This window comes from Phytopseudomonas flavescens (assembly GCF_900100535.1).
GTDB classification, from domain to species: Bacteria; Pseudomonadota; Gammaproteobacteria; order Pseudomonadales; family Pseudomonadaceae; genus Aquipseudomonas; species Aquipseudomonas flavescens.
The window spans coordinates 49499-71043 of sequence record NZ_FNDG01000009.1; the positions used below are offsets into that span (position 1 = coordinate 49499).

General features: G+C 64.6%; 20 protein-coding genes. 8 read left to right on the forward strand and 12 right to left on the reverse strand.

Features of this window, described 5'->3' with window-relative positions; translation table 11 throughout:
* Positions 1-14 precede the first annotated feature (14 nt).
* Positions 15-2507: a circularly permuted type 2 ATP-grasp protein gene (locus BLR94_RS13340; protein ID WP_084306245.1), complete on the forward strand. Its 2493-nt coding sequence runs from the start codon at positions 15-17 to the stop codon at positions 2505-2507.
* Positions 2504-3400, forward strand: coding sequence for a transglutaminase family protein (locus BLR94_RS13345; RefSeq protein ID WP_084306246.1), 897 nt, complete (start codon positions 2504-2506; stop codon positions 3398-3400). The genes BLR94_RS13340 and BLR94_RS13345 overlap by 4 nt, the downstream gene beginning before the upstream one ends.
* 20 nt (positions 3401-3420) lie before the next feature.
* Here BLR94_RS13345 and BLR94_RS13350 read toward each other — a convergent pair whose 3' ends face one another.
* The 8 genes from BLR94_RS13350 to BLR94_RS13385 form a co-directional block, all read right to left on the reverse strand.
* Positions 3421-3714 carry a hypothetical protein gene (locus BLR94_RS13350; protein ID WP_139207448.1) on the reverse strand — a complete coding sequence of 98 codons (294 nt, stop codon included), beginning with the start codon at positions 3712-3714 and terminating at the stop codon, positions 3421-3423.
* Between the two features lie 174 nt (positions 3715-3888).
* Positions 3889-5220 (reverse strand): DUF58 domain-containing protein, encoded by a 1332-nt coding sequence (locus BLR94_RS13355; protein ID WP_084306248.1) that lies wholly within the window; start codon positions 5218-5220, stop codon positions 3889-3891.
* Between the two features lie 25 nt (positions 5221-5245).
* Entirely contained in the window at positions 5246-6292 is a 1047-nt protein-coding gene (locus BLR94_RS13360) for an AAA family ATPase (protein WP_084306249.1), read from the reverse strand.
* The gene (locus tag BLR94_RS13365; protein WP_084306250.1) at positions 6289-7509 is read right to left on the reverse strand and encodes a DUF4350 domain-containing protein; all 1221 of its coding nucleotides are present in this window, start codon (positions 7507-7509) and stop codon (positions 6289-6291) included. The genes BLR94_RS13360 and BLR94_RS13365 overlap by 4 nt, the downstream gene beginning before the upstream one ends.
* On the reverse strand, positions 7506-9080 hold the full coding sequence (locus BLR94_RS13370) for a DUF4129 domain-containing protein (protein WP_084306251.1): 1575 nt from the start codon (positions 9078-9080) through the stop codon (positions 7506-7508). Before BLR94_RS13370 ends, BLR94_RS13365 begins: the two co-directional genes overlap by 4 nt.
* Positions 9067-10047, reverse strand: coding sequence for a stage II sporulation protein M (locus tag BLR94_RS13375; RefSeq protein ID WP_084306252.1), 981 nt, complete (start codon positions 10045-10047; stop codon positions 9067-9069). The genes BLR94_RS13370 and BLR94_RS13375 overlap by 14 nt, the downstream gene beginning before the upstream one ends.
* Complete coding sequence (locus tag BLR94_RS13380) at positions 10044-10769, reverse strand: RDD family protein (RefSeq protein ID WP_084306253.1); 726 nt, start codon at positions 10767-10769, stop codon at positions 10044-10046. The genes BLR94_RS13375 and BLR94_RS13380 overlap by 4 nt, the downstream gene beginning before the upstream one ends.
* Before the next feature lie 89 nt (positions 10770-10858).
* Positions 10859-11620 (reverse strand): DUF2189 domain-containing protein, encoded by a 762-nt coding sequence (locus BLR94_RS13385; RefSeq protein ID WP_084306254.1) that lies wholly within the window; start codon positions 11618-11620, stop codon positions 10859-10861.
* A 190-nt stretch (positions 11621-11810) separates the two neighbouring features.
* Here BLR94_RS13385 and sbcB point away from each other — a divergent pair, with 190 nt between their 5' ends.
* On the forward strand, positions 11811-13241 hold the full coding sequence (sbcB, locus tag BLR94_RS13390) for an exodeoxyribonuclease I (protein ID WP_084306255.1): 1431 nt from the start codon (positions 11811-11813) through the stop codon (positions 13239-13241).
* A gap of 167 nt (positions 13242-13408) precedes the next feature.
* On the opposite strand, the gene mvaT is transcribed toward sbcB, so the two are convergent.
* Positions 13409-13789 (reverse strand): histone-like nucleoid-structuring protein MvaT, encoded by a 381-nt coding sequence (gene mvaT, locus BLR94_RS13395; RefSeq protein ID WP_084306256.1) that lies wholly within the window; start codon positions 13787-13789, stop codon positions 13409-13411.
* A gap of 324 nt (positions 13790-14113) precedes the next feature.
* Here mvaT and purU point away from each other — a divergent pair, with 324 nt between their 5' ends.
* From purU to BLR94_RS13410, 3 genes are read left to right on the forward strand one after another with little or no spacing between them, the layout of a single operon-like run.
* Complete coding sequence (gene purU, locus BLR94_RS13400; protein ID WP_084306257.1) at positions 14114-14965, forward strand: formyltetrahydrofolate deformylase; 852 nt, start codon at positions 14114-14116, stop codon at positions 14963-14965.
* Between the two features lie 39 nt (positions 14966-15004).
* Complete coding sequence (locus BLR94_RS13405; RefSeq protein WP_084306258.1) at positions 15005-15427, forward strand: CBS domain-containing protein; 423 nt, start codon at positions 15005-15007, stop codon at positions 15425-15427.
* A 5-nt stretch (positions 15428-15432) separates the two neighbouring features.
* A complete protein-coding gene (locus tag BLR94_RS13410) occupies positions 15433-15612 on the forward strand; it encodes a hypothetical protein (RefSeq protein ID WP_084306259.1) in 180 nt (59 codons plus the stop codon).
* A 58-nt stretch (positions 15613-15670) separates the two neighbouring features.
* Here BLR94_RS13410 and BLR94_RS13415 read toward each other — a convergent pair whose 3' ends face one another.
* On the reverse strand, positions 15671-17566 hold the full coding sequence (locus tag BLR94_RS13415) for a methyl-accepting chemotaxis protein (RefSeq protein ID WP_084306260.1): 1896 nt from the start codon (positions 17564-17566) through the stop codon (positions 15671-15673).
* Positions 17567-17832: 266 nt separating this feature from the next.
* Here BLR94_RS13415 and BLR94_RS13420 point away from each other — a divergent pair, with 266 nt between their 5' ends.
* On the forward strand, positions 17833-19317 hold the full coding sequence (locus tag BLR94_RS13420) for a helicase HerA-like domain-containing protein (RefSeq protein WP_084306261.1): 1485 nt from the start codon (positions 17833-17835) through the stop codon (positions 19315-19317).
* A 54-nt stretch (positions 19318-19371) separates the two neighbouring features.
* Here BLR94_RS13420 and BLR94_RS13425 read toward each other — a convergent pair whose 3' ends face one another.
* Together BLR94_RS13425 and BLR94_RS13430 are read right to left on the reverse strand one after the other, a co-directional pair.
* Entirely contained in the window at positions 19372-19590 is a 219-nt protein-coding gene (locus tag BLR94_RS13425) for a hypothetical protein (protein WP_084306382.1), read from the reverse strand.
* A 189-nt stretch (positions 19591-19779) separates the two neighbouring features.
* A complete protein-coding gene (locus BLR94_RS13430) occupies positions 19780-20670 on the reverse strand; it encodes an aldose 1-epimerase (RefSeq protein WP_084306262.1) in 891 nt (296 codons plus the stop codon).
* Positions 20671-20784: 114 nt separating this feature from the next.
* Between BLR94_RS13430 and BLR94_RS13435 the strand changes: the two genes are divergently transcribed.
* Complete coding sequence (locus tag BLR94_RS13435) at positions 20785-21540, forward strand: FadR/GntR family transcriptional regulator (RefSeq protein WP_084306263.1); 756 nt, start codon at positions 20785-20787, stop codon at positions 21538-21540.
* Positions 21541-21545: the final 5 nt, after the last annotated feature.

The following is a 21545-nucleotide window of genomic DNA, read 5'->3' on the forward strand; positions in this document are numbered from 1 at the left end:
TCACCGAGACATCGATGGCTGACCTGCTCGCCGATTATCCGCCCAACGATGGGGGCTACGATGAACTGCTCGACGCCAGCGGGCAGGTTCGCCCGCACTGGCGCAGGCTGCTGGCCCACCTGCAACGCAGCCGCCCTGCGCAGTTGCAGCAGCGCCAGGCCATGCTGACCCGACAGATCCAGGAAAACGGCGTTACCTATAACGTCTACGCCGATCCCGATGGCGCGGACCGACCCTGGGAACTGGATCTGCTGCCCAACCTGATTCCTGCCGCCGAGTGGCAGACCATCGCCGCCGGGGTGGCGCAGCGTGCCGTGCTGCTCGACAGGGTGCTGGCCGATCTCTACGGCCCGCAGCAGTTGCTGGCCGACGGCCTGCTGCCGCCGGAACTGGTCTTCGGCCACGAGAATTTCCTCTGGCCGTGCCAGGGGCTGCAGCCACCGGGCGGCACCTTCCTGCATGTGTACGCCGTGGACCTGGCCCGTGCCCCCGATGGCCGCTGGTGGGTGACGGCGGATCGTACCCAGGCGCCTTCCGGTGCCGGTTATGCACTGGAAAACCGGCAGATCGTTTCCCGTGCCTTCCCGGAGCTGTACCGTGACCTCGGCGTGCAATACCTGTCGGGGTTCTTCCGTACCCTGCAGGACACCCTGGCGCGCCAGGCCCCGGCCGATGGCGAAACGCCGCTGGTGGTGGTGCTGACCCCCGGGCGTTTCAACGAGAGCTACTTCGAACACCTCTACCTGGCACGCCAGCTGGGCTATCCACTGGTCGAAGGCAGCGACCTGACCGTGCGCGACGCCACCCTCTATCTCAAGACCCTCGCCGGGTTGCGCCGCGTGCATGCGGTGCTGCGCCGTCTCGACGATGACTTCTGCGACCCCCTGGAGCTGCGTACCGACTCCGCGCTGGGTGTGCCCGGCCTGCTGGAGGCGGTGCGTCAGGGGCGGGTACTGGTGGCCAACGCGCTGGGCAGCGGAGTGCTCGAGGCGCCTGGGCTACCGGGCTTCCTGCCGGCGATCAGCGAGAAGCTGCTGGGTGAGCCGTTGCTGCTGCCGAGCGTCGCCAGTTGGTGGTGCGGCGAGGCACCGGTACTGGAGCAAGCCCTGGAAAAACTGCCGGAGCTGCTGATCCGTCCGAGTTTTCCCTCGCAGAGTTTCACCCCGGTGTTCGGCCATGACCTGGATGCCGCGCAGCGTGCCGAACTGGCCGCACGCCTGCGTCTGCGCCCCTATGCCTACGTCGCCCAGGCGCTGGCACAATTGTCCCAGGCGCCGGTCTGGCACGCGGAAGAGGGCACGCTGCAGCCCCGAGCCATCGGCATGCGCGTGTTCGCCGTGGCCAGTGCCGAGGGTTATCGGGTGATGGCGGGCGGCCTGACCCGGGTGGCCGCGGAAGCGGATGCCGAAGTGGTGTCCATGCAGCGTGGGGGGGCCAGCAAGGACACCTGGGTGCTCGGCGAGCGCCACGGACCGGGTGAACCCTGGCAGGGCATGCGCCCGCTGGGCGCCGCCGATCTGGTGCGCAGCGACCCCTACCTGCCGTCGCGGGTGGTAGAAAACCTGTTCTGGTTCGGCCGCTACAGCGAGCGCTGCGAAGACAGCGCGCGGCTGTTGCGCATCATGCTCGGTCGTTACGTCGATGACGATGACGATCCACAGGCCCTGGACGCTGCGCTGGACCTGGGCGAAAGCCTCGGCCTGCTGCCAGATGAGGAGCACGGCGCACTGGATGCCCGGCTGCTGGAGGCGGTGCTCGGTGCCGAATGGCCGGCCAGCCTGCGCACCAACCTGCAACGTCTGCAATGGACCGCGGGCAGCGTGCGCGGCAAGCTGTCCCAGGCCAACTGGCAGGCGCTGGTAGAGCTGCAGCGTGACGCGCAGAACCTGGAGGCCCGTGGCGGCGATTTCGGCCAGTTGCTGGACTTCCTCAACCGCCTGCTGATGTCCCTGGCGGCGCTCTCCGGTTTCGCCCTGGACGACATGACCCGTGACGACGGCTGGCGCTTTCTGATGATCGGCCGCTGCATCGAGCGCCTGCAGTTCCTCTGCGACAGCGTCGGCGGCTTCCTGCGCGGCAGCGCGCCCGACGATCAGTCGGCGCTGCAATGGCTGCTGGAGCTGGGTAACAGCAGCATCACCTACCGCACCCGCTACATGGCGTCGGCACAGCTGATTCCGGTACTCGACCTGCTCCTGCTCGATGAGCAGAACCCCCATGCGGTGCTGTTCCAGGTGCGTACATTGCTGCGCTCGCTGGACAGCCTGGCCGAGCGCTTCCACTTGCCCGAGGCGCCGGCGCTGGCGCAGCTCGAGCGGCAGTTGAGCGCTGTCGATCTGCGCAGCCTGGAAAACCCGTTGTTCGGTGCCCGCGGTATTCGCGCGGTACTCGATGGCCTGGCCGACCTGCTCGAGGCCATCGGCCAGGCGTCCGGCAAGGCGTCGGACCAGCTGGCCCTGCGCTTTTTCGTGCACGTTGCCGCCAGCCAGGGGACCCGCTCGTCATGAGTGCACGTTATCAGGTGCTGCACGACACCCATTATCGCTACGCCTCGCCGGTGTCCCTGGCCCAGCAACTGGCCCACCTTTGGCCACGCGACTGCCCCTGGCAACGCTGTGAAGAGCGCCATCTGCAGATCACACCGCAGCCCTGCCTGCGTCACGACAGCCTCGATGTATTCGGCAATCCGCTGACCCGCCTGGTCTTCGAGCGCCCCCACGACGCCCTGAAGGTCTGTGCCAGGCTGAACGTCGAGGTGCTGCCACGGGCTTACCTCGATCTGCAGGATTCGCCATCCTGGGAGTCCGCCCGCGAAGCCCTGGGCTACCACGGTCGGTCCTGGGAGCCAGCACTGCTGGATGCCACGCGCTACCGTTTTCAGTCACCCTATGTGCGCCTGAAGCGCGCCTTCAGCCTGTTCGCCGACGATTGCTTCCTGCCCGAGCAGCCGCTGCTGCTCTCGGTGCGCGCGCTGATGCAGAAGATCTTCGACGAGTTCACCTTCGACGCCGAAGCCACCCAGGTGGCGACGCCGCTGCTCAAGGTGCTCGAGGAGCGCCGCGGGGTCTGTCAGGACTTCGCCCACCTGATGCTCGCCTGCCTGCGTTCCCGGGGCCTGGCGGCGCGCTACGTCAGCGGCTACCTGCTCACCCAGCCGCCTCCCGGCCAGCCGCGGCTGATCGGTGCCGATGCCTCGCATGCCTGGGTGTCGGTGTATTGCCCGCGCAACGGCTGGGTGGACTTCGACCCGACCAACAACATCCTGCCGGCGCTGGAGCACATCACCCTGGCCTGGGGCCGGGACTTTTCCGATGTTTCCCCGTTGCGCGGGGTGATTCTCGGTGGGGGTGACCACGATCCCGAGGTGCAGGTGACGGTGATGCCCATCGAGACGGCATGAACAATGCGGAAGGCGTGGTATCAGCCGACTATCACGCGTATCACGGCAATCAGCTGGAAGGCGCAGAAGAAACCCAGGGCGACGCGCATCGGCTTCGACAGGTTGCTGCCCAGGCTTTCCCGCAATGGCTGGAGCATGAAGCGGGGCGTCAGTGCCAGGCCAACCACCAGCGACACCACGGCGAACATCGAAAAGAACTCGCTGCTCATGGGTGGTACGCCGGTCGTGAAGCCATACAGCAGGCAACCGACGGCCACGGCGAAGAAAGCCCCTGAAATCAGGCGCTCCTTGGCTGTCCAGGAGGAAAAATTCACAGGCATGTGCTCCACAGGCGAAATCGATGGGGCGCAGTATAAGGAATGGTGCGTGTCCAGGGCAGCCGCCAGAAACAAACAACTGTCACCTGCAGCCTGCGATTGAGCCCAGCGAAACCCGGGGCATGATCTGCCGGGCATCGCTGCGCTCCATCCGCGCAGCCAGAATGGCTGTTACAGCACGCCGGCCTTTTTCCAGGCCAGGTAGCGGTTGACCAGCTCGGGGCCGAGTTCGCCCGGCCGGGCGTCGAGCACCGGGACGTTGTGGGCGGCCAGGCGCTCGTGCAGGGTGTTGCGGGCGTTGAGGTAGTCCACGGCGCCGCAGTAGTTCAAGGCCGACTCGTAGTCATGCACCTGGGTATGCCGCAGGCTGTCGAGCACTTCCTCGCGCAGGCTGGCGATCAGCACCCGGTGCCTGCGCTCCAGGCGTTTCACCGCCCCCAGCAACTCCTCGTCATCTTCGTCGCGCAGGTTGCTGATCAGCACCACCAGGGCCCGCCTGCCCTGGCGGCCGAGCAGGCTATCGGCTGCGGCGGCGTAGTCGGCCGGGCGCTGGGTGCTCTGCAGGTCGTAGACGGCGTTGAGTAGCACATTGACCTGAGCCTGGCCCTTGACCGGCGCCAGGTAGCGGTTTTGCTCGCCGGCGAAGGTCATCAGGCCCACCGCATCGCCCTGGCGCAGGGCCACGTAGCCGAGCAGCAGGCTGGCGTTGAGCGCATGGTCGAAATGCGACAGCTCGCCGTCCTGGCTGCGCATGCGGCGGCCGCAGTCGATCAGAAACAGGATCTGCTGGTCACGTTCGTCCTGATACTCACGGGCGATGGGCGTGCGCTTGCGCGCCGTGGCCTTCCAGTCGATCTGGCGCAGCGTGTCGCCATCGCGGAATTCGCGCAGTTGATGAAATTCCTGGCCGAGGCCGCGCCGCTGCTGCTGGCGCACGCCCAACTGGGCGACCCAGTCGTCCACGGCCATCAGTTGCGCGCCGTACAGGCGGGCGAAATCCGGGTAGACGCGCGCTTCGTCGCGCACGTCCAGGCGGCGCCGCGCCTGCCACAGATGCAACGGGCTGGGCAGGCTGACCTCGCAGCGCGCAAAGACGAAATGACCCCGCAGCAACGGACGCACCCGGTAGCTGAAGGTGGTCTGTTCGCCCGGGCGCAGCTCGACCCGCTGCGGCAGATGCTCGACAGCCATGTCCTGGGGGACATGGTCGAATACCTGGACGTGCAGGGCACGCGGGTAGGTGTGATGGACGGTCAGTCGCACGTCGCTCCAGCGACCCAGCGGCAGGTTGCCCGGCAGGTGCCGCTGTACACGTGGCGATGCTCGGCGGTGCAGGCGCAGGGCGTCGATCAGTGCGGCGCCCGTGAGCACCAGCAAGGCGCCCCACCACAGCGCGAGGAGACGCCCCGGCACGGCAACGGACAGGGCATCCAGCGCGCCGAGCACGATGGCGATCGCCAGCAGCCCGGCCAGCAGGCTCAGCAGCAGGGAGGAAGGCTTCATGCCGGGCTATCCAGGATCGAAGCGTTCATAGACGGGGCGCGTGAACCTGATCGAGCAATTGCAGCAGAACCTGATCGATGGACAGCCCCTCGATATCCAGCTCCGGCGACAGGCGCACGCGATGGTGCAACACGGCCAGGGCGCAGCCCTTGATGTCATCGGGCAGCACGAAGTCGCCGCCACGCAGCAGGGCACGGGCGCGCCCACCGCGCACCAGCGCGATGGACGCGCGGGGCCCGGCGCCGATGGCCAGGCCCGGCCAGCTGCGGGTCGCACGGGCGAGGCGCACGGCGTAATCGAGCACCTGCTCGTCCAGCGGCAGATCGCCGGCGATCCTCTGCATGATCAGTACGTCCTTGGCTTGCAGCAGTGTGCGCAAGGGCGTGACCTCGAGCATGTCGGCCTTGGTCGAGCGGGTCACCTGACGGACCATGCTGAGCTCTTCGTCCTGCTCGGGATAATCCATGTGCAGCTTGAGCATGAAACGGTCGAGTTCGGCTTCCGGCAGCGGGTAGGTGCCTTCCTGTTCGATGGGGTTCTGGGTGGCCAGCACCATGAACGGCAGCGGCACCGCCAGCGCGCGGCCTTCCAGGGTCACCTGGCGCTCCTGCATGACTTCCAGCAGGGCTGCCTGGGTCTTGGCCGGGGCGCGGTTGATCTCGTCGGCGAGCAGCAGGTTGGTGAAGATCGGCCCCTTGCGCAGCTTGAACTGTTCGCTCTGCAGGTCGTACACGGCATGGCCGGTGATGTCGCTGGGCATCAGGTCGGGCGTGAACTGGATACGTGCGAACTCGCCGCCGAAGCAGCGGGCCAGGGCGCGCACCAGCAGGGTCTTGCCCAGGCCGGGCACGCCTTCGAGCAGCACATGGCCACCGGCGATCAGCGCGGTGAGCACATCATCGATCACCGCCGTCTGGCCGATCACCGCCTTCTGTAGCTCCAGGCGCAGGGCCTGGGCCAACTGGCTGGCACGCTGGCGCTGCTGGGCGATATTGCTGGTGGCCGGCACGGCGGCCGTATCGGCCGCTTCGCTGGTCGGACTGCTCGGCTGATCGGGCGTGTATTCGCTCATAGGGCATTCCTGAGTGTTTGCAGGTGGGCGACCTGGCGGGTGAAGTCGCTGGCGGAAAGGCGTTGCTTGCTCAGCGGGCGCATGGCCTGGCTGATGGCCGTAGACGGTTGGCGGCTGAGGCGGCCGAGTATCTGCCACTGATCGGCGACGCCCAGGCGCTCGAAGCCGGGGTGACGGCGACGGGCGCGGCGCAGTATGTCCTGCTGCAGGTTGTCCAGCAGGCGCTGCTGGCCAGCATGGCGGAGCAGGAAGTCGGCTGCACCGCGCAGGTGTTCCTGCAATTGCCGGCGGCTCGCCGGTTGCGCTTGCAACAGCGGGCCGCGACGCTGGCCGGCGTGCCAGAGGCCCAGTAGCAGCAGGAGGCCGAGGGCCAGCAGGGCCGGAGCGAAGTGGCGTTGCAGGAGGGTCAGCAGGTTGTCGCGGTCGGCGTTGTAGACCAGGGTGACGGCACTGTCCTGGGTGAGGTACCAGAGCAGCCAGGCGTTGTCGTAATCGGCCAGGTTGGCGTTCTGCCAGATCCAGGCGTCGGTGACGATGCTGATCAGCCCATCGCCGCGGTAGATCTGCAGCAGGTGCGTGGCTTCGCCGCTGTTGGCCCAGACATGGGCCAGGTTATTGGCGTCGTAGAGGTGGAAATCGGTATCGAAATCGACATAGGCCGGCGCCTGCTCGTTCTCCAGGTACAGTTTGGTCAGCTGCGGATAGGCATCCGTCGGTTTTTCTCCGCTTTGCTCGCTGGCTGGCTCCGGGGTTTCTTCGTCGGCAGCGCTGTCCGCTTCTTCCTCGTCTTCGTCGAGTTTCTCGACCGGGTATTGCTGCACGCCCAGGGCATCGAGCAGCAGGTCGCCGCTCTGGCCTTTTTCCTCATCCCACATGCGCTCGGCGATGAACAGCAGGTGACCACCCTGTGCCGCCCATTGCAGCAGGCGCTGGCTTTGGCGTGGCGTCAGGTTGCTGCGGTTACCGAGCAACACCAGGGTATGGCCACGGCTGGGCAATGTGGCCAGGCCGGCGAGATTGTCGGCACGCGCCACCTCCAGGCCCTGTTTGCGCAGGAAATGCTCGGCGGCCATATAGGGGTTGGCGCGTGCCTGTGGTGAGGGGCCGTGGCTCACTTCCTCCTGGTAGGGCTCGGCACGGCCCAGTAAATAGCTGCCGAGCAGGCCTAGGCCCAGTACCAGCAAAGCACCGATGACGAAACGTGCGGTGCGATTCATGGCCGGCCACCGTGTTCGATCAGGCGTCGCCAGTCATTGCACAGCGCGGCGCGCGCCTCCGCCGGTGGTGGGCGGTGGCCATAGGCTAGGTTCTGCCAGTGACGGGTCAGGGTCTGGCTGAAGTTGCTGAGTTCCGGGTCGTCGAGGCCGTCGACCAGGGGCAGCACTTCAGCTTCGGTATGGGAACTCTTGAGTGGCAACCTGTGGTCATGAAGCAGGCGGCTGAGCAGGGCGCGGTAGAGCAGGCCGAGGGCCGCCCGTGGGTCGTCCTGCCAGAGCCGTTCGGCGCTGCCGGCGACATCGTCCGGCAGGCTCTGTGGCTGCACTTCCAGGCCGAACAGCTGGTCCGGCAACCGATCCGTTTCCGGGGGGCGCAGCCGTACTCGCCCTGCGAAGGCGCTCAGCCATTCGCGGTAGCGCCACAGCACCAGGCCGATGATGCCGATCAGCAACGCCCACAGCAGGGCTTCGAAGAACAGCGCGATGCCTTTCAGTGCGCTCCAGTTCTCGAACATCTCCAGCAGGTTTTCCAGCGCCTTGCGGGTGTCCTGCGAGGACGCCTGTTCATCGGCCTGGTCGTCGTCGCCAAAGCGCCAGCGGGTGACCGTCTCGCGGTTCTCGAAGGGCGGCTGGTCGAGGATCGTCAGCACCGATTGGCGGGAGGCTTCGCTGCTCAGCGGTTGCGCAAGCAGCCGTGCCGCCTGGGGGCCATTGGGGTCTTCGGTGGGCAGTGGGCAGGCGTGCGGCGTGTCTGCCAGCGCAGGCGTCGGCACCTGCGCCAGCAGCAGCCCGCAGCCCATCAGCAGCGCATAGGCAACACCGGTCAGGCGCTGGCGCAGGCGGCGGAAGGCCAGTTCGATATCCCAGCCCTCCAGCGCGGTGCGGCGGTTCAGGTACAGGCTGAAGCCGCAGGCGACGTAGATCGGTTCCCAGACAATCAGCAGCAGCACGTAGGCCAGGTTGGAGAGGTGCTCCAGCCAGAACCACTCACTGGTATCGGCATTGATCAGGCTCTGCCAGTCCCATTCGGTGGACACCTGGGTGGGGATCAGCAGGTAGCCCAGGCTGCCCAGCCCTATCCACAAGGCCATTTCGAGGTGCACGCCAACCAGGGTCAGCCAGGTCGCGGCACCGGCATCGCGTTGCGCCAGCACGTTGAGTCGCTGCGCCCGCGCCTTGCCCTTGAGGCCTTCGAGCTGCAGCACCGGGAGGTCGAAGCTGCGAGTCGGGCTGAAGCGTCGCCAGGTGAGGCTGGCCAGCAACTGCGGCTTGAGCAGGCCGGGCAACGCCTTGAGCGCCTGCTTGAAGGTCGGCGTATCGGCAAACAGCGCGCGGGACAGGATGTACAGCGGTAGCCGTTCGAAAGCCGGCTTCAACCACCAGAAAACCAATAAGGCCCAACTGGGGTACTGCCACAGCAGCGCACAGAGCAGGGCAAAGACCGGCAGGGTGACGGCCGCCCAACTGGCCATCAGCAGGCCGCGGTGGCGGCCGGCCATGAGCACGCCGAGATCGACGGCTTCCCAGGGTGTGCGTGGGCGGATCGCCACGCTGGCGTCAGTCAGGCGCATGTCGTCCCCTGCCGGCCAGGCACAGGTAAGCCAGGACCAGCGTCCAGAGCCCGGCGCCCACCCAGTATTTGCTATGGGGCGTGGTGAAGGTCATGGATGACCAGTAGGCCTCGATGAAGGCTGCGATCAGCAGGAACAGGGCCGCCCCGCCCAGCAGCCGTACTGCGCGCGTGGCGGCCAGACGCAGTGCTTCGCCACGGCGCAGGCGCCCGGGAGCCAGCAGTGCCCAGCCGAGCTTGAGGCCCGCGGCGCCGGCCAGGGCGATGGCGGTCAGCTCGAAGGCGCCATGACCGATCACGAACGACCAGAAGGTTTCGCCGTAGCCCAGTTGCGTCAGGTAACCGGCCACGGCGCCGATCAGCAGTCCGTTGAACAGCAGGAAGAACAGGCTGCCGACGCCGAACAGCAGACCGCTGGCGAAGGTCTGAAAGGCGATGCCGATGTTGTTCATGATGTAGTAACCGAACATCATCCAGTCATCGCCGGAGTCGCGCTCGCCGAAGCGTCCCAGACGCGAGGTATCAGGGTCGTACATGCTCTCCATCTCGCTGACCCGGCCGGGGTCCATGAGGCTGTAGATGAGGTCGGGAAACAGGTAGACGAGGGTGCCCATGACGGCCAGGCTGCCGAAAAACAGCAGGCTGGCGATCATTACCAGGCGCCATTCCTCACGCACCAGGCGCGGAAAACCGGCCAGCACGAAGCCGATCAGTTGCGGGCCTATGGCGCTGCGATGACGATAGAACTGTTGATGGCCCCGCAACGCCAGTTGCTGCAGCTCATCGATCAGGTGGTTGCTGTAGCCGCGCTCCCTGGCCAGGGCGAGATGCTGGCACAGGCGGCGGTAGTCGGCAGCGAAGGTACGGCTTTTCTCCCCATCGGCTTTGCCTGCCTCCAGTCGACCAAGCTGCTCGCTGAAGGCCTGCCACTGTGGCTGGTGCCTGGATTCGAAAAGACTCTGCTTCATGTCGGCCCCAGCAGGCTGCGGGCGATGCCGTTGATTCTGCCTTCCGCCTGTTCGGCATTCACCTGCAGGGGCTCGGCGAGGATGGCCGCCAGCTCGGCGCGCCGCGCGGTCGACAGGCCTTCGCCGCGCTCGGCGAAAGCCAGTATGGCGCGCTGCTCGGCGAAATCGAGAGGGAAGGGTGCAGGCGTTGCGTCGGCCTCCGGCAGGTTGGGGCGCTTGACGGGCTGATCGCGATAGACCACCAGAGTACCTGCGGCAATGTCGCCAAGGCGCTTGAAGGCGCGATTGCTCAGGCAACTGATGATGCCCAGGGTGTAGGCGAAAGGCAGCAGGTCGACGACGCGCAGCAGGTTGCGCGTCAGGGAGGCCGGCCAGCCGATCGGCGTGCCATCGTCATGCACCACCCGCAGGCCGAGTAATTGCTTGCCCGGCGAGCGGCCCTGGTTGAGTACTTCGAACAGCACCATGTACCACCAGGTCACCAGGAACAGCACGAGGGTGGCGATGCCCATGCCGAGCTGGCCGAACAGGCCGAACGTCAGGTAGACGGCCGCGAGCATCGTGCCGCGGATCAGCAGGTCGATGGTGAAAGCCAGCGCGCGTGGTACCAGGCCTGCAGGGCGCAAGGCCAGGTCGATGCCTTCCGGAGTCTCTACCTGATAGCGCGTGTCCAGCACCGTGTGCTGTTGTCGAAGGGCCGGGGGAGGGGAGGAAGGCGGCATCGTCACGTCATATGAGCAAAGCCCGATGCTAGCCAGCAGCGAGGCAGGAAGCAACCTGGCCGCGAGACCGCGGCCAGGTGAGGAGGCGCCTAGGGTGCGACGGGCAGCACGCCGAAGATGGTGCGATACAGCACGCCGATGGACATGACGAACAGCGGTATGGTCCAGATCAGGCCGATGAACAGCGGAATGGCGCTGATGGCGAGGATCAGGCCAAGCAGCAGGAACAGGCCGAACACCTTGAACCAGTGCTGCGTGATGGCCTTGCGCGATGCTTCCATGGCTTGCCAGGGCGACAGGCCACGCTCGACCACCAGGGGGATGGCCAGCATGTAGGCCACCGCGAGGTAGAGGCCCGGAATCACCAGCAGGATCATGCCCAAGTAGATGAACAGCATCATCAGCAGGGCGATGACCAGCAACGGTACGATGCGCCCGAAATGGCTGAAGATTTCATTGAAGCCATAGGGTTGCCCAGCGGCACGGCGAATGCCGACCATGTTCAGGCCGGCAATGAACGGGTAGGACACTGCGGAGGCGAGGATGGTCGTCACCATCTGCGCGATGATGATCAGCGCAATGTTGTCGCTTAACACCGTGAAGATGCCGAGTACGGCACCGATGATGAACGTGGCGACGAACATCACCACGTAGAAGGCCAGGAAGCCGCCGATGATGATGCCCTTGGTGCCCTTGGTCAGCTGCCAGGCTTCGCTGATCAGCGCGCCAATGCTGAAATCATAGCCGCGGCTGAGCGCCTGTTCGATGCTCGGCGTCTGCGCGTCACCGGGAGTTTGCTGCAGTTCGCTGGTGGGAACGGCGTAGGGGTTTGTGGAGAGCGTGTCACTCATGGTTCATCCTTGGCGAGCGCAAGTAAGATTGTTTCGTAATGTTAAAGGTGTGGCGTCAACTGGACAAGGGCCTGCCCCCTGCATTCGCTCGGCGTGTGCGGCCGATCAACCTTTGCAAGGCGTGTCGCCGTTTGTGATCGGCGACTGACAGACCCTAAACTGGGTCACCCATTGCCCACAGGAGCCCCCCGTGTCTTCGAGCCTGTTCTGGTACGACTACGAAACCACCGGCATCGATCCGCGCCGCGATCGACCCTTGCAGGTTGCGGGCATCCGCACCGACGAGCAGCTCAACGAAATCGAAGCGCCGGTCAATCTCTACTGCCGGCCCAGTGACGACATCCTGCCACACCCGGCTGCCTGCCTGATTACCGGTATCGGTCCCGAGCGGCTGGCTCGCGAAGGGGTGAGCGAAGCCGAATTCATGACGCGCGTGCATGCCGAACTGGCCCGCCCCGGCACCTGTGGCGTGGGCTACAACAGTCTGCGTTTCGATGACGAGGTGACGCGCTACAGCCTGTATCGCAACTTCTTCGATCCCTATGCACGAGAATGGCAGGGCGGCAACAGCCGTTGGGATCTCATCGACATGCTGCGAACCGCCTATGCACTGCGCCCGGAGGGGATCGAGTGGCCGCAGGATGAGACGGGCGTCAGCCTCAAGCTGGAGCGGCTGACCGCTGCCAACGGCATCGAGCATGGCCAGGCGCACGACGCGTTGTCCGACGTGCGTGCGACCATCGCCCTGGCGCGCCTGATGCGCCAGCGTCAGCCGAAGCTCTACGACTACCTCTATGAGCTGCGTGGCAAGCAGCGGGTGCTCGACCAGATACGCCTGTTGCAGCCCATGGTGCATGTCTCCGGGCGCTTCTCGGGGGCGCGTCACTATCTTGGCATCGTGCTGCCACTGGCCTGGCACCCTCGTAATCGCAACGCACTGATCGTCTGCGACCTGCATCTCGATGCCACGCCGTTGCTGGACGAAGAGGGCGCAGCACTGCGTCGCCGCCTTTACAGCCGACGTGACCAACTGGCCGAGGGTGAACTGCCAGTGCCGCTCAAGCTCATCCATATCAACCGTTGTCCGGTGGTTGCACCCTTGAGTGTGCTGCGCCCGGAAGACTGCCAGCGGCTGCAACTGGACAAAGCCGATTACTCGTCTCGTGCACAGCGCCTGATCGACGGTCAGCCGCAGTGGCAGGACAAATTGCCACAGGTATACGAAGAGGACAGTTTTGCCGCTGTCAGTGACCCGGAACAACAGCTATATGACGGTTTTATCGGCGATCGTGACCGCCGACTGTGCGAGCAGGTACGCACCAGCGAGCCACAGCAGTTGGCCACGCAGCGCTGGCCATTCGATGATCAACGGCTACCCGAACTGCTGTTTCGTTATCGCGCTCGCAACTTTCCAGGCACCCTGAATGCTGAAGAGCAGGCGCGCTGGGAAACGTTGTGTCGGCAACGCCTCAGTCTGCCCGAATGGGGGGCGCCCAATACATTGGCAAGTTTCGAGGCGGACATGGCGCAATACCTGACTACCGCGACAGATACTCAACGGGCGATACTGAGGGCATGGAGCGCTCATGCGCAGCAGTTGCGCGAGCGCTACGCGCTGTAAGTCAATTGGCCATCAGTGCGATATAACGAGCGCGCTGGCGGAGGAGTTGCTGCTGGCTGCAACAGGCCGAGTTGGTTTTTCGATGCGGGTGATCGGGATATAACAGCGCCCATAAAAAACGCCAGCGATGCTGGCGTTCTTCATGGCCTCACAGCCCCGACCTGGTATCAGCCGAGCAGGGTCGCCCAACCCTCGACGACGTCGGCGCCCCACTTGGCTTTCCACTCTTTCAGCGTCTTGTGATTGCCACCTTTGGTTTCGATGACTTCGCCGGTATTCGGATTCTTGTACTGCTTAACTTTGCGTGCACGCTTGCTGCCAATCGGTGCCGCCTTGGCATTGCGCTGAGCCTTGCTGGCTTTGGCATCCGGATCCAGAAGCGCGATGATGTCGCGCAGCGATTTCTGGTATTCGCCCATCAGGGTGCGCAGCTTGCCTTCGAACTCCAGTTCTTTCTTCAGTTTGTCATCTTGCGACAGATTCTTCAGGCGCTCCTGCAGTTCTTTGATGTTTTCTTCGAGGGTACGGTATTCGGTGATCAAGGACATGTGTTTACCTTTAATGCAGGGAGTGGTGACCAAGTGTTGCTTATGGTAGACACCGGTTAATTATAAGTAAACCGGTTTGTAGTGAAGAGACGTTCATGTTGAAAAGAAGTTGCAAGCGCTAACAGCAAAAGACCGTGTTATTGGCATTTGAAAACATACGGAATCAATCTGCTCCCGCCCGCGGGTGAGCCGCTTGTTAGCTGGCGTTTGCGGTATTGCATCGCGCTTTTCCGGTGAGCGGACGCCGGTCGCTCAGTCCGGCTACTGCAGTTTTTCGTTAGTCTGGCTAAAATGCGCGCCTTCGCTATTTCTCTGGAGTTGTTCATGCGCACTTTTCGGCTGGTCATTGCCTGCCCTGACCGTACCGGCATCGTGGCCAAGGTCAGTAACTTTCTGGCCACCTACAATGGCTGGATCACCGAGGCCAGCCACCATTCGGACACGCAGAGTGGCTGGTTTTTCATGCGCCATGAAATCCGTGCCGATTCGCTGCCCTTCGACCTGGATGGTTTCAATCAGGCGTTTTCGCCCATCGCCCGGGAATTCTCCATGGAGTGGCGGATCACCGATTCGGCACAGAAGAAACGCGTGGTACTGATGGCCAGCCGTGAGTCCCACTGCCTGGCAGACCTGCTGCACCGCTGGCACAGCAATGAACTCGATTGCGATATCCCCTGCGTGATCTCCAACCATGATGACCTGCGCAGCATGGTCGAATGGCACGGCATTGCGTTCATCCACGTGCCGGTGGACGCGCAGAACAAGCAACCGGCCTTCGACGAGGTCTCGCGCCTAGTCGCGGAGCATCGTGCCGATGCCATCGTGCTGGCCCGCTACATGCAGATCCTGCCGCCCAAGTTGTGCCAGGACTATGCCCAGCGCGTGATCAACATCCACCACAGCTTCCTGCCGTCCTTCGTCGGGGCCAAGCCTTACCATCAGGCCTCGCTGCGAGGCGTCAAGCTGATCGGCGCCACGTCCCACTACGTGACCGAGGAGCTGGATGCCGGCCCGATCATCGAACAGGACGTGGTGCGTGTCAGCCACCGCGAGAGCATCGAAGAAATGGTGCGCCTCGGCAAGGACGTGGAAAAGATGGTGTTGTCCCGCGGTCTGCGCTATCACTTGGAAGACCGGGTCTTGGTGCACAACAACAAGACCGTTGTGTTCGACTGATCCAGTCGACCCGATGCTCGAATAAGGGAGCCCGCGCTCATGCTCAAGTCCGTCAAAGTGCGTGATTACATGACCCGTCACGTGGTCACCTTCCAGGCCGACACCGACCTGTTCACGGCCATCAACAGATTGCTTGAACAGCGTATTTCCGGCGCGCCGGTGGTCGACGACCACGAGCGCCTGGTCGGCCTGCTGTCGGAGGGCGACTGCCTGCGCGGCATTCTTCAGGGGGCCTATTACGAGTCGACCGGCGGCACTATCGGCTCCTACATGACCACCAACGTCGAGACCACCTCACCGGAAGCCGACATCATCGAGGTGGCCGAGCGTTTCCTGAAGGGGCGGCGCCGACGTTTCCCGGTCGTCGAGGGGGGCAAGCTGGTCGGTCAGATCAGCCGCCACGATGTGCTGCTGGCGATGAAGGAGTTCGCCCAGCATGAACAGGGCCATCCCAGGGGCTGATCCCGATGAGTGACGATGAAGCCCACGCACCCGGCACGGCAACACCCCCTCCCACCGTGGGAGAGGGGTGCGTGCGGCGTTACGACCCGCAGGCGTTGAGCGAAGAGGATGGCGCCGAGTTCACGGGCGCCGAGGCGTTGTGGCAGCGCCTGCAGCGTGAGCGCGACGCTACGCCGGACAGGTAGCGGGTCGAATATCCACCAGGAAGGGTGCCAATGGCGCCCTTTCTGGTTTTCTGCGCGATCAGATACGGAAGCTGCCGACCAGATGGGTCAGACGAGCCGCCTGTTGCTCCAGGTCCGCGCAGGCCCGCAGGGTGGCCTGGAGGTTTTCCAGGCCTTCCTGATTGAGGGTGTTGATTTCCGTGATGTCCATGTTCAACGCCTCGATCACCGAGGTCTGCTCTTCGGTGGCGGTCGCCACCGACTGGTTCATGCCATCGATCTCGCCGATGCGCACGGTGACGCTGCCCAGGCGGTCGCCGGCCTGGTTGGCGACCGCCACGCTTTGCTCGCTGTAATGCTGGCTCTCGGTCATGGTGGTGACCGACTCCCGGGAGCCGACCTGCAGCTCTTCGATCATCTTCTCGATTTCCTGCGCCGACTCCTGGGTGCGGTGGGCGAGGTTGCGCACCTCGTCGGCGACCACGGCGAAGCCCCGCCCCGCCTCACCGGCGCGGGCGGCTTCGATGGCGGCGTTGAGGGCGAGCAGGTTGGTCTGCTGGGAGATGCTCTTGATCACCTCGAGGATCTGCCCGATGTCCACGGTCTTGCCGTTGAGCATCTCGATCTTGGCGCGGGCGTCGATTACCTTGCTCGACAGCTCGGTCATGGATTTGATCGCCTGCTGCACCACCTTGCCGCCATCCTCGGCTTGCAGGCGCGCGTCCGAGGCCTGATTGGAAGCGTCCGCGGCATTGCGGGCGATTTCCTGAGCGGCGGCGCCGAGCTGGTTGATCGCTGCGGCGACGCTGTTGGTACGGCTGGCCTGTTCGTCCGAGTTGACGATGGACGAGTTGGACGCGTTGACCACCAGCTTGGCGACCTCGTTGACCTGGGCAGTGGCCGAGGACACCTCGCGAATGGACGCGTGGATACGTTCGACGAAACGATTGAACGAATTGGCCAGGGCGCCGAATTCGTCGTTGGACTGGATGGCCAGGCGTTTGGTCAGGTCGCCTTCACCACGGGCGATGTCTTCCATGGCCTTGCCCATGGTGGTCAGCGGCCGCATCAGGACGCGGATCAGCACGCCGAGCAGGGCGATGATCAGTGCCACGGCAACCAGCGTGGCGATGGCCGCGGACAGGCGGAATTCATTCAGCTCGGCGTAGGCCAGGTTCTTGTCGATGGAGAGCCCCACGTACCACTGCACATCGGGCAGGCCCTTGACCGGGGCGAAGGTCAGCAGCCGATCCTGGCCATCCTGCTCGACCTCGGTCAGTTTGCTGTCGAGGCCGATGCTGGTGTTGGGATAGAGGTCGCGCAGGTTCTTCATTACCAGGTCGGCTTGGTGATGAACCAGTACGGTACCGTCCTTGCTGACCAGGAAGGCGTAACCCAGATCACCGAGCTCGATGGCGTTGATGATCTTGACCAACGTATCCAGGCTGACATCGCCGCCGGCAATGCCGAACGGCTTGCCGTCTGCGCCACGCACCGGTGCGATTGGCGAGATCACCAGCGAGTTGGTGATCTGGTCGACATAGGGGGCGGTGAGAATCGTGCGGTTGGCCTTGGCGGTGTCCTGGTACCAGGGGCGTGTGCGTGGGTCGTAGCCGGCCGCCATCTGCGTGGGCGGGCTGGACAGGAAGCGCCCGTTGTCCTGCAGGCCGATATAGGTGGAGAGAAAGGCGTTCTTGTACACGGGGCGGGAAATGACGTCCTGCAGGTTGCCGGCGGCGATCGCCAGCTCCAGGTTCTGCGCCAGGCTCTCGACCAGCAGGATGCGCCCCGACAACCAGCTTTCGATATTGCCTGCCGCGGCATCGCTGGCCTGGCTCAGGTTGCTCTGAAGCGTCTCCTCGATACTGTTACGCTGGCGGCTGTCGTTGTAGAGGCTGAACAGGGCGAAGGCGACCGTGACCACCAGGGTGGCGGCCAGCAGGATCTTGTGGCTGAACTGCAGGTTTCTCGTCATGGCATCTTGCGTCCGGAGGTGTCTGGAATCAGTCTTTGCGAGGCGGCCGAAAACGGCGCGCAACGGCTTGGAAGGGTGTACGGCGCTGCGACCTGTTTCGGCAGCAGCCTGGCAAAGCTTTAGGGTTCGTAGAGGCTTGCGCCCGACTGCGCCGCGACGTTCGGCGGCTTGCATGAGCCCGCGAGAAACGCGTGAGCGCGGCAAAACCGGCCCGGCCAGTGGTGGCGCGGCAGTCCCAACAGATCCTATTACAAGGAGATGGCATTATGCCTGTGAGTGCACAAATCGTTCTGGGCGCTGGCGACGCTGGCCAGGCAGTGGGCCAGTCATTGCATCTTGCCAACCGCCATGGCCTCATCGCGGGGGCCACCGGAACCGGCAAGACCGTGACGCTGCAGCGCCTGATCGAGAGCTTCAGCGAGGCCGGCGTGGCGGTCTTCGCCGCCGATGTGAAGGGAGATCTGTGTGGCCTGGGCGCCGCCGGCGCGCCTCAGGGCAAGGTTGCCGAGCGCATCGCCAGCATGCCCTGGCTGGCGCACAGCCCGACAGCCTATCCGCTCAGCCTGTGGGATGTGTATGGGCAAAGCGGCCATCCGCTGCGCACTACCCTGAGCGAAATGGGCCCGCTTCTGCTCGGTGCGCTGCTGGAACTCACCGACAGCCAGCAGGCGGCGCTGTATGCCGCGTTCAAGGTGGCCGACCGCGAAGGCCTGCTGCTGCTCGACCTGAAGGATCTCAAGGCCCTGCTGACCCATCTGAAGGAGCAGCCGCAGGTGCTGGGGGCCGACAGCGCACTGTTCACCAATGCCTCAGCCCAGGCCCTGTTACGGCGCCTGGCCAGCCTCGAACAGCAGGGCGGTGAGGCGCTGTTCGGCGAGCCGGCGCTGCAACTCGCAGACATCCTGCAGCCGGATCGTGATGGCCGCGGGCGCATTCACCTGCTCGATGCCAGCCGCCTGGTGCACGAAGCGCCAAAGGTCTATGCGACCTTTCTGCTCTGGCTGCTGGCAGAACTCTTCGAGCAACTACCCGAGCGCGGGGATGCGGATAAACCAATCCTGGCGCTGTTTTTCGACGAGGCCCATCTGCTTTTCGCCGGCACGCCAAAGGCCCTGCAGGCGCGGCTGGAGCAGGTGGTGCGGCTGATCCGTTCGAAGGGCGTGGGCGTGTATTTCGTCACCCAGTCGCCGGGGGATCTGCCGGACGCTGTCCTGGCGCAGCTCGGCCTGCGTATCCAGCACGGCTTGCGGGCCTTCACCACCCGGGAGCAGAAGGCGCTGCGGGCGGTGGCCGATGGCTTCCGGCCCAACCCGGCGTTCGATTGCCTGGCGGTGCTGACCGAGCTGGGGATCGGCGAAGCCCTGGTGGGCACCCTGGAAGACAAGGGCACGCCGGCGATGGTGCAGCGTGTTGCCATCGCCCCGCCGCAATCGCGTATCGGGCCGTTGCAAGCAGGTGAGCGCGATGGCCTGATTCGCCAATCGCCGCTGGCCGGTCGCTACGACAAGGCGTTCGACCGGGAGTCGGCCTACGAGATCCTCACCGCGCGAGCGACCCAGGCGAGCGAGCACGTGCAAGCGGGCGAGGCACCACCTTCCACGGTCAGCGTGGCCGGCGAGTTCCTCGGCGGGTTGGCCGGGCAGGCAATGAAAAGCGCCATGCGCCAGGTCGCCAATCAACTCGGTCGGCAACTGGTTCGCGGTGTGCTGGGGTCTTTGCTGGGCGGCAAGCCCACGTCGAAACGACGCTGAACACTGCACCGTCGGCGGCGTGCCAGTGCGTGCCCGCCGGCATCGGCCAGTTGGTCAGGCGCTTTCGATTCTGGCTTCTTCCTTGCTGGACAAGTCCTTCTCGATCTTCTCGATTTCTTTATCGAATGCCTGATCGAGCAGGCTGGCTCGCTTGCGCCACGGCTTGCGCTCCGGATCCGGTTGGGCGGCGTAAGTGATGACCTCTCCGCCGTATACATCCTTGTAACGCTGCGCCTGGCGCTCGAGTTCGTCGCGCAGTTCGTCTTTCGTCACGATAGTACCCATGGTTTTTGATAGGAGGCGGGCGACAACGTAAGACCAGGCGGTCTCACTGATACGGTCGCCACGTCGGTTCGAAGCGTTTACTCCCGGCAAAGTTCCGGCAACTGACGTCCAGTGCAGCTGGAAATCCCCGAGGGTGGCGGCCGATTATCGTCAAAGTACACCGAAAGTCCAGCACCGTTACCGGATGTTGCGATCCGCGCTGAACGCGCGGTACTGCAGGCTGAACGCCAGGCTGTGGCTCTCTCCCCTGTGTAGCAGCACTAGCCCGGGCTTGCCTGGCATATGGTGGGCATCCACCGGGTGGCTGACCGGCTCGAAGCAGAAGAAGGGCAAGCGCTCAGGGCAGAACAACAGGTACAGGTCACTGCCTTCGGCGCTGATCTCGAGGCTGTAGCCGGCGTCGGGCTGGAGGATCCGCGCCTGGCCGTTCCAGTCCGTGAAGGCGTTGTCGGTGTGCTGCACCGGAAGATCACGCTCTTGGTTGAAGTCCCAGTGCTCGGGCAGTTCGCTCAGTTGCGTTGGCAGGCTGTTCGCGTCGCAATTCCAGACCTGCCCCGCACTGGCTTGCAGGCGGGTAGCCGGCGTGCGTGGGAAGTACGGATGCAGGCCCAGGCCATGCCACACCGGGGTGTCGGCCATGTGGGTGACCTGCAGGCGAATGTCCAGGCGCCCATCGTGCAGGCGAATCCGCTGCTCTGCGACATAGGCGAAGGGGGTCTGGCTGTCGAGGCGTAGCAGGGCCGAATCGTCGCTGTGCTCGATCACCTGCCAGGCCTGCTGCCAGGCGCTGCCATGGATCGGCAGCGCCGAGTTGTCGGCATTGGCCGCCAGCGCGAGCCAGCCTTGCGGGTTGTCGAAGCCGCCACCGGTGATGCGGTTCGACCAGGGGGCCAGGGGGTAGCAGCCGAGCCTACGGGCACTGCCGGCCTGCAAGGCTTGCTGGTCTGCATGACGCAGCAAGGGTTGGCCACTGTCCTTGATCGTCCAGTTGGCGATGCTGCCGCCGGTTTGTGGCGCCAAGGTCAGGCGGGTGAGGCGATCCTGCAGGTGCAAGGTGTCGAGCGGCATGGTGGGGTACCTGTGCAGTTAAGCAGTCATGTGCCGGAGATAAACGAACCACGTGTCATCATACAACTGCCTGATATATGATGCAGTTCGGCCACCCAGACGATAACGATTGCTATGGAAAATCAGAACACGCCGCCACGTGCTCGCCGCAAGCACCGCAGCCTGGCCCAGGAGCTGGTCGCAGAGCTGTCTCAGCGCATTCGCGATGGGCTGATCAAGCGTGGCGACAAGTTGCCGACCGAGTCGGCGATCATGGAAGAGCAGGGCGTCAGCCGCACCGTGGTGCGTGAAGCGCTGTCGCGGTTGCAGGCTTCCGGCCTGGTGGAAACCCGCCATGGCATCGGCACCTTCGTTCTGGACACGCCCAACCCCGGCGGCTTTCGCATCGACCCGGCGACCATCGTCACCCTGCGTGAAGTGCTGGCCGTGCTCGAGCTGCGCATCAGCCTGGAAGTCGAGTCGGCTGGCCTGGCTGCGCAACGACGGACGCCCGAACAGCTGGCGTCGATGCGCCAGGCTCTGGATGCGCTGAACGAAGGCGCGGCCCACGAAAGCGATGCGGTGTCGTCCGATTTCCAGTTTCACCTGCAGGTCGCCAACGCCACCGGCAATCGCTACTTCAGCGATATCATGAGCCATCTGGGTACCAGCATCATTCCGCGCACGCGGCTGAACTCGGCGCGTATCGCCCATGACGACCATGCCCACTACATGGCGCGCCTGGAGCGCGAGCACGAGCAGATCTTCGAGGCCATCGCCCGCCAGGACTCCGACGCCGCACGTGCCGCCATGCGCCTGCACCTGACCAACAGCCGCGAGCGGCTGCGTCAGGCCCACGAGGCCGCTGAAGTGGTCGTCAAGCAGGCCTGAGCCCT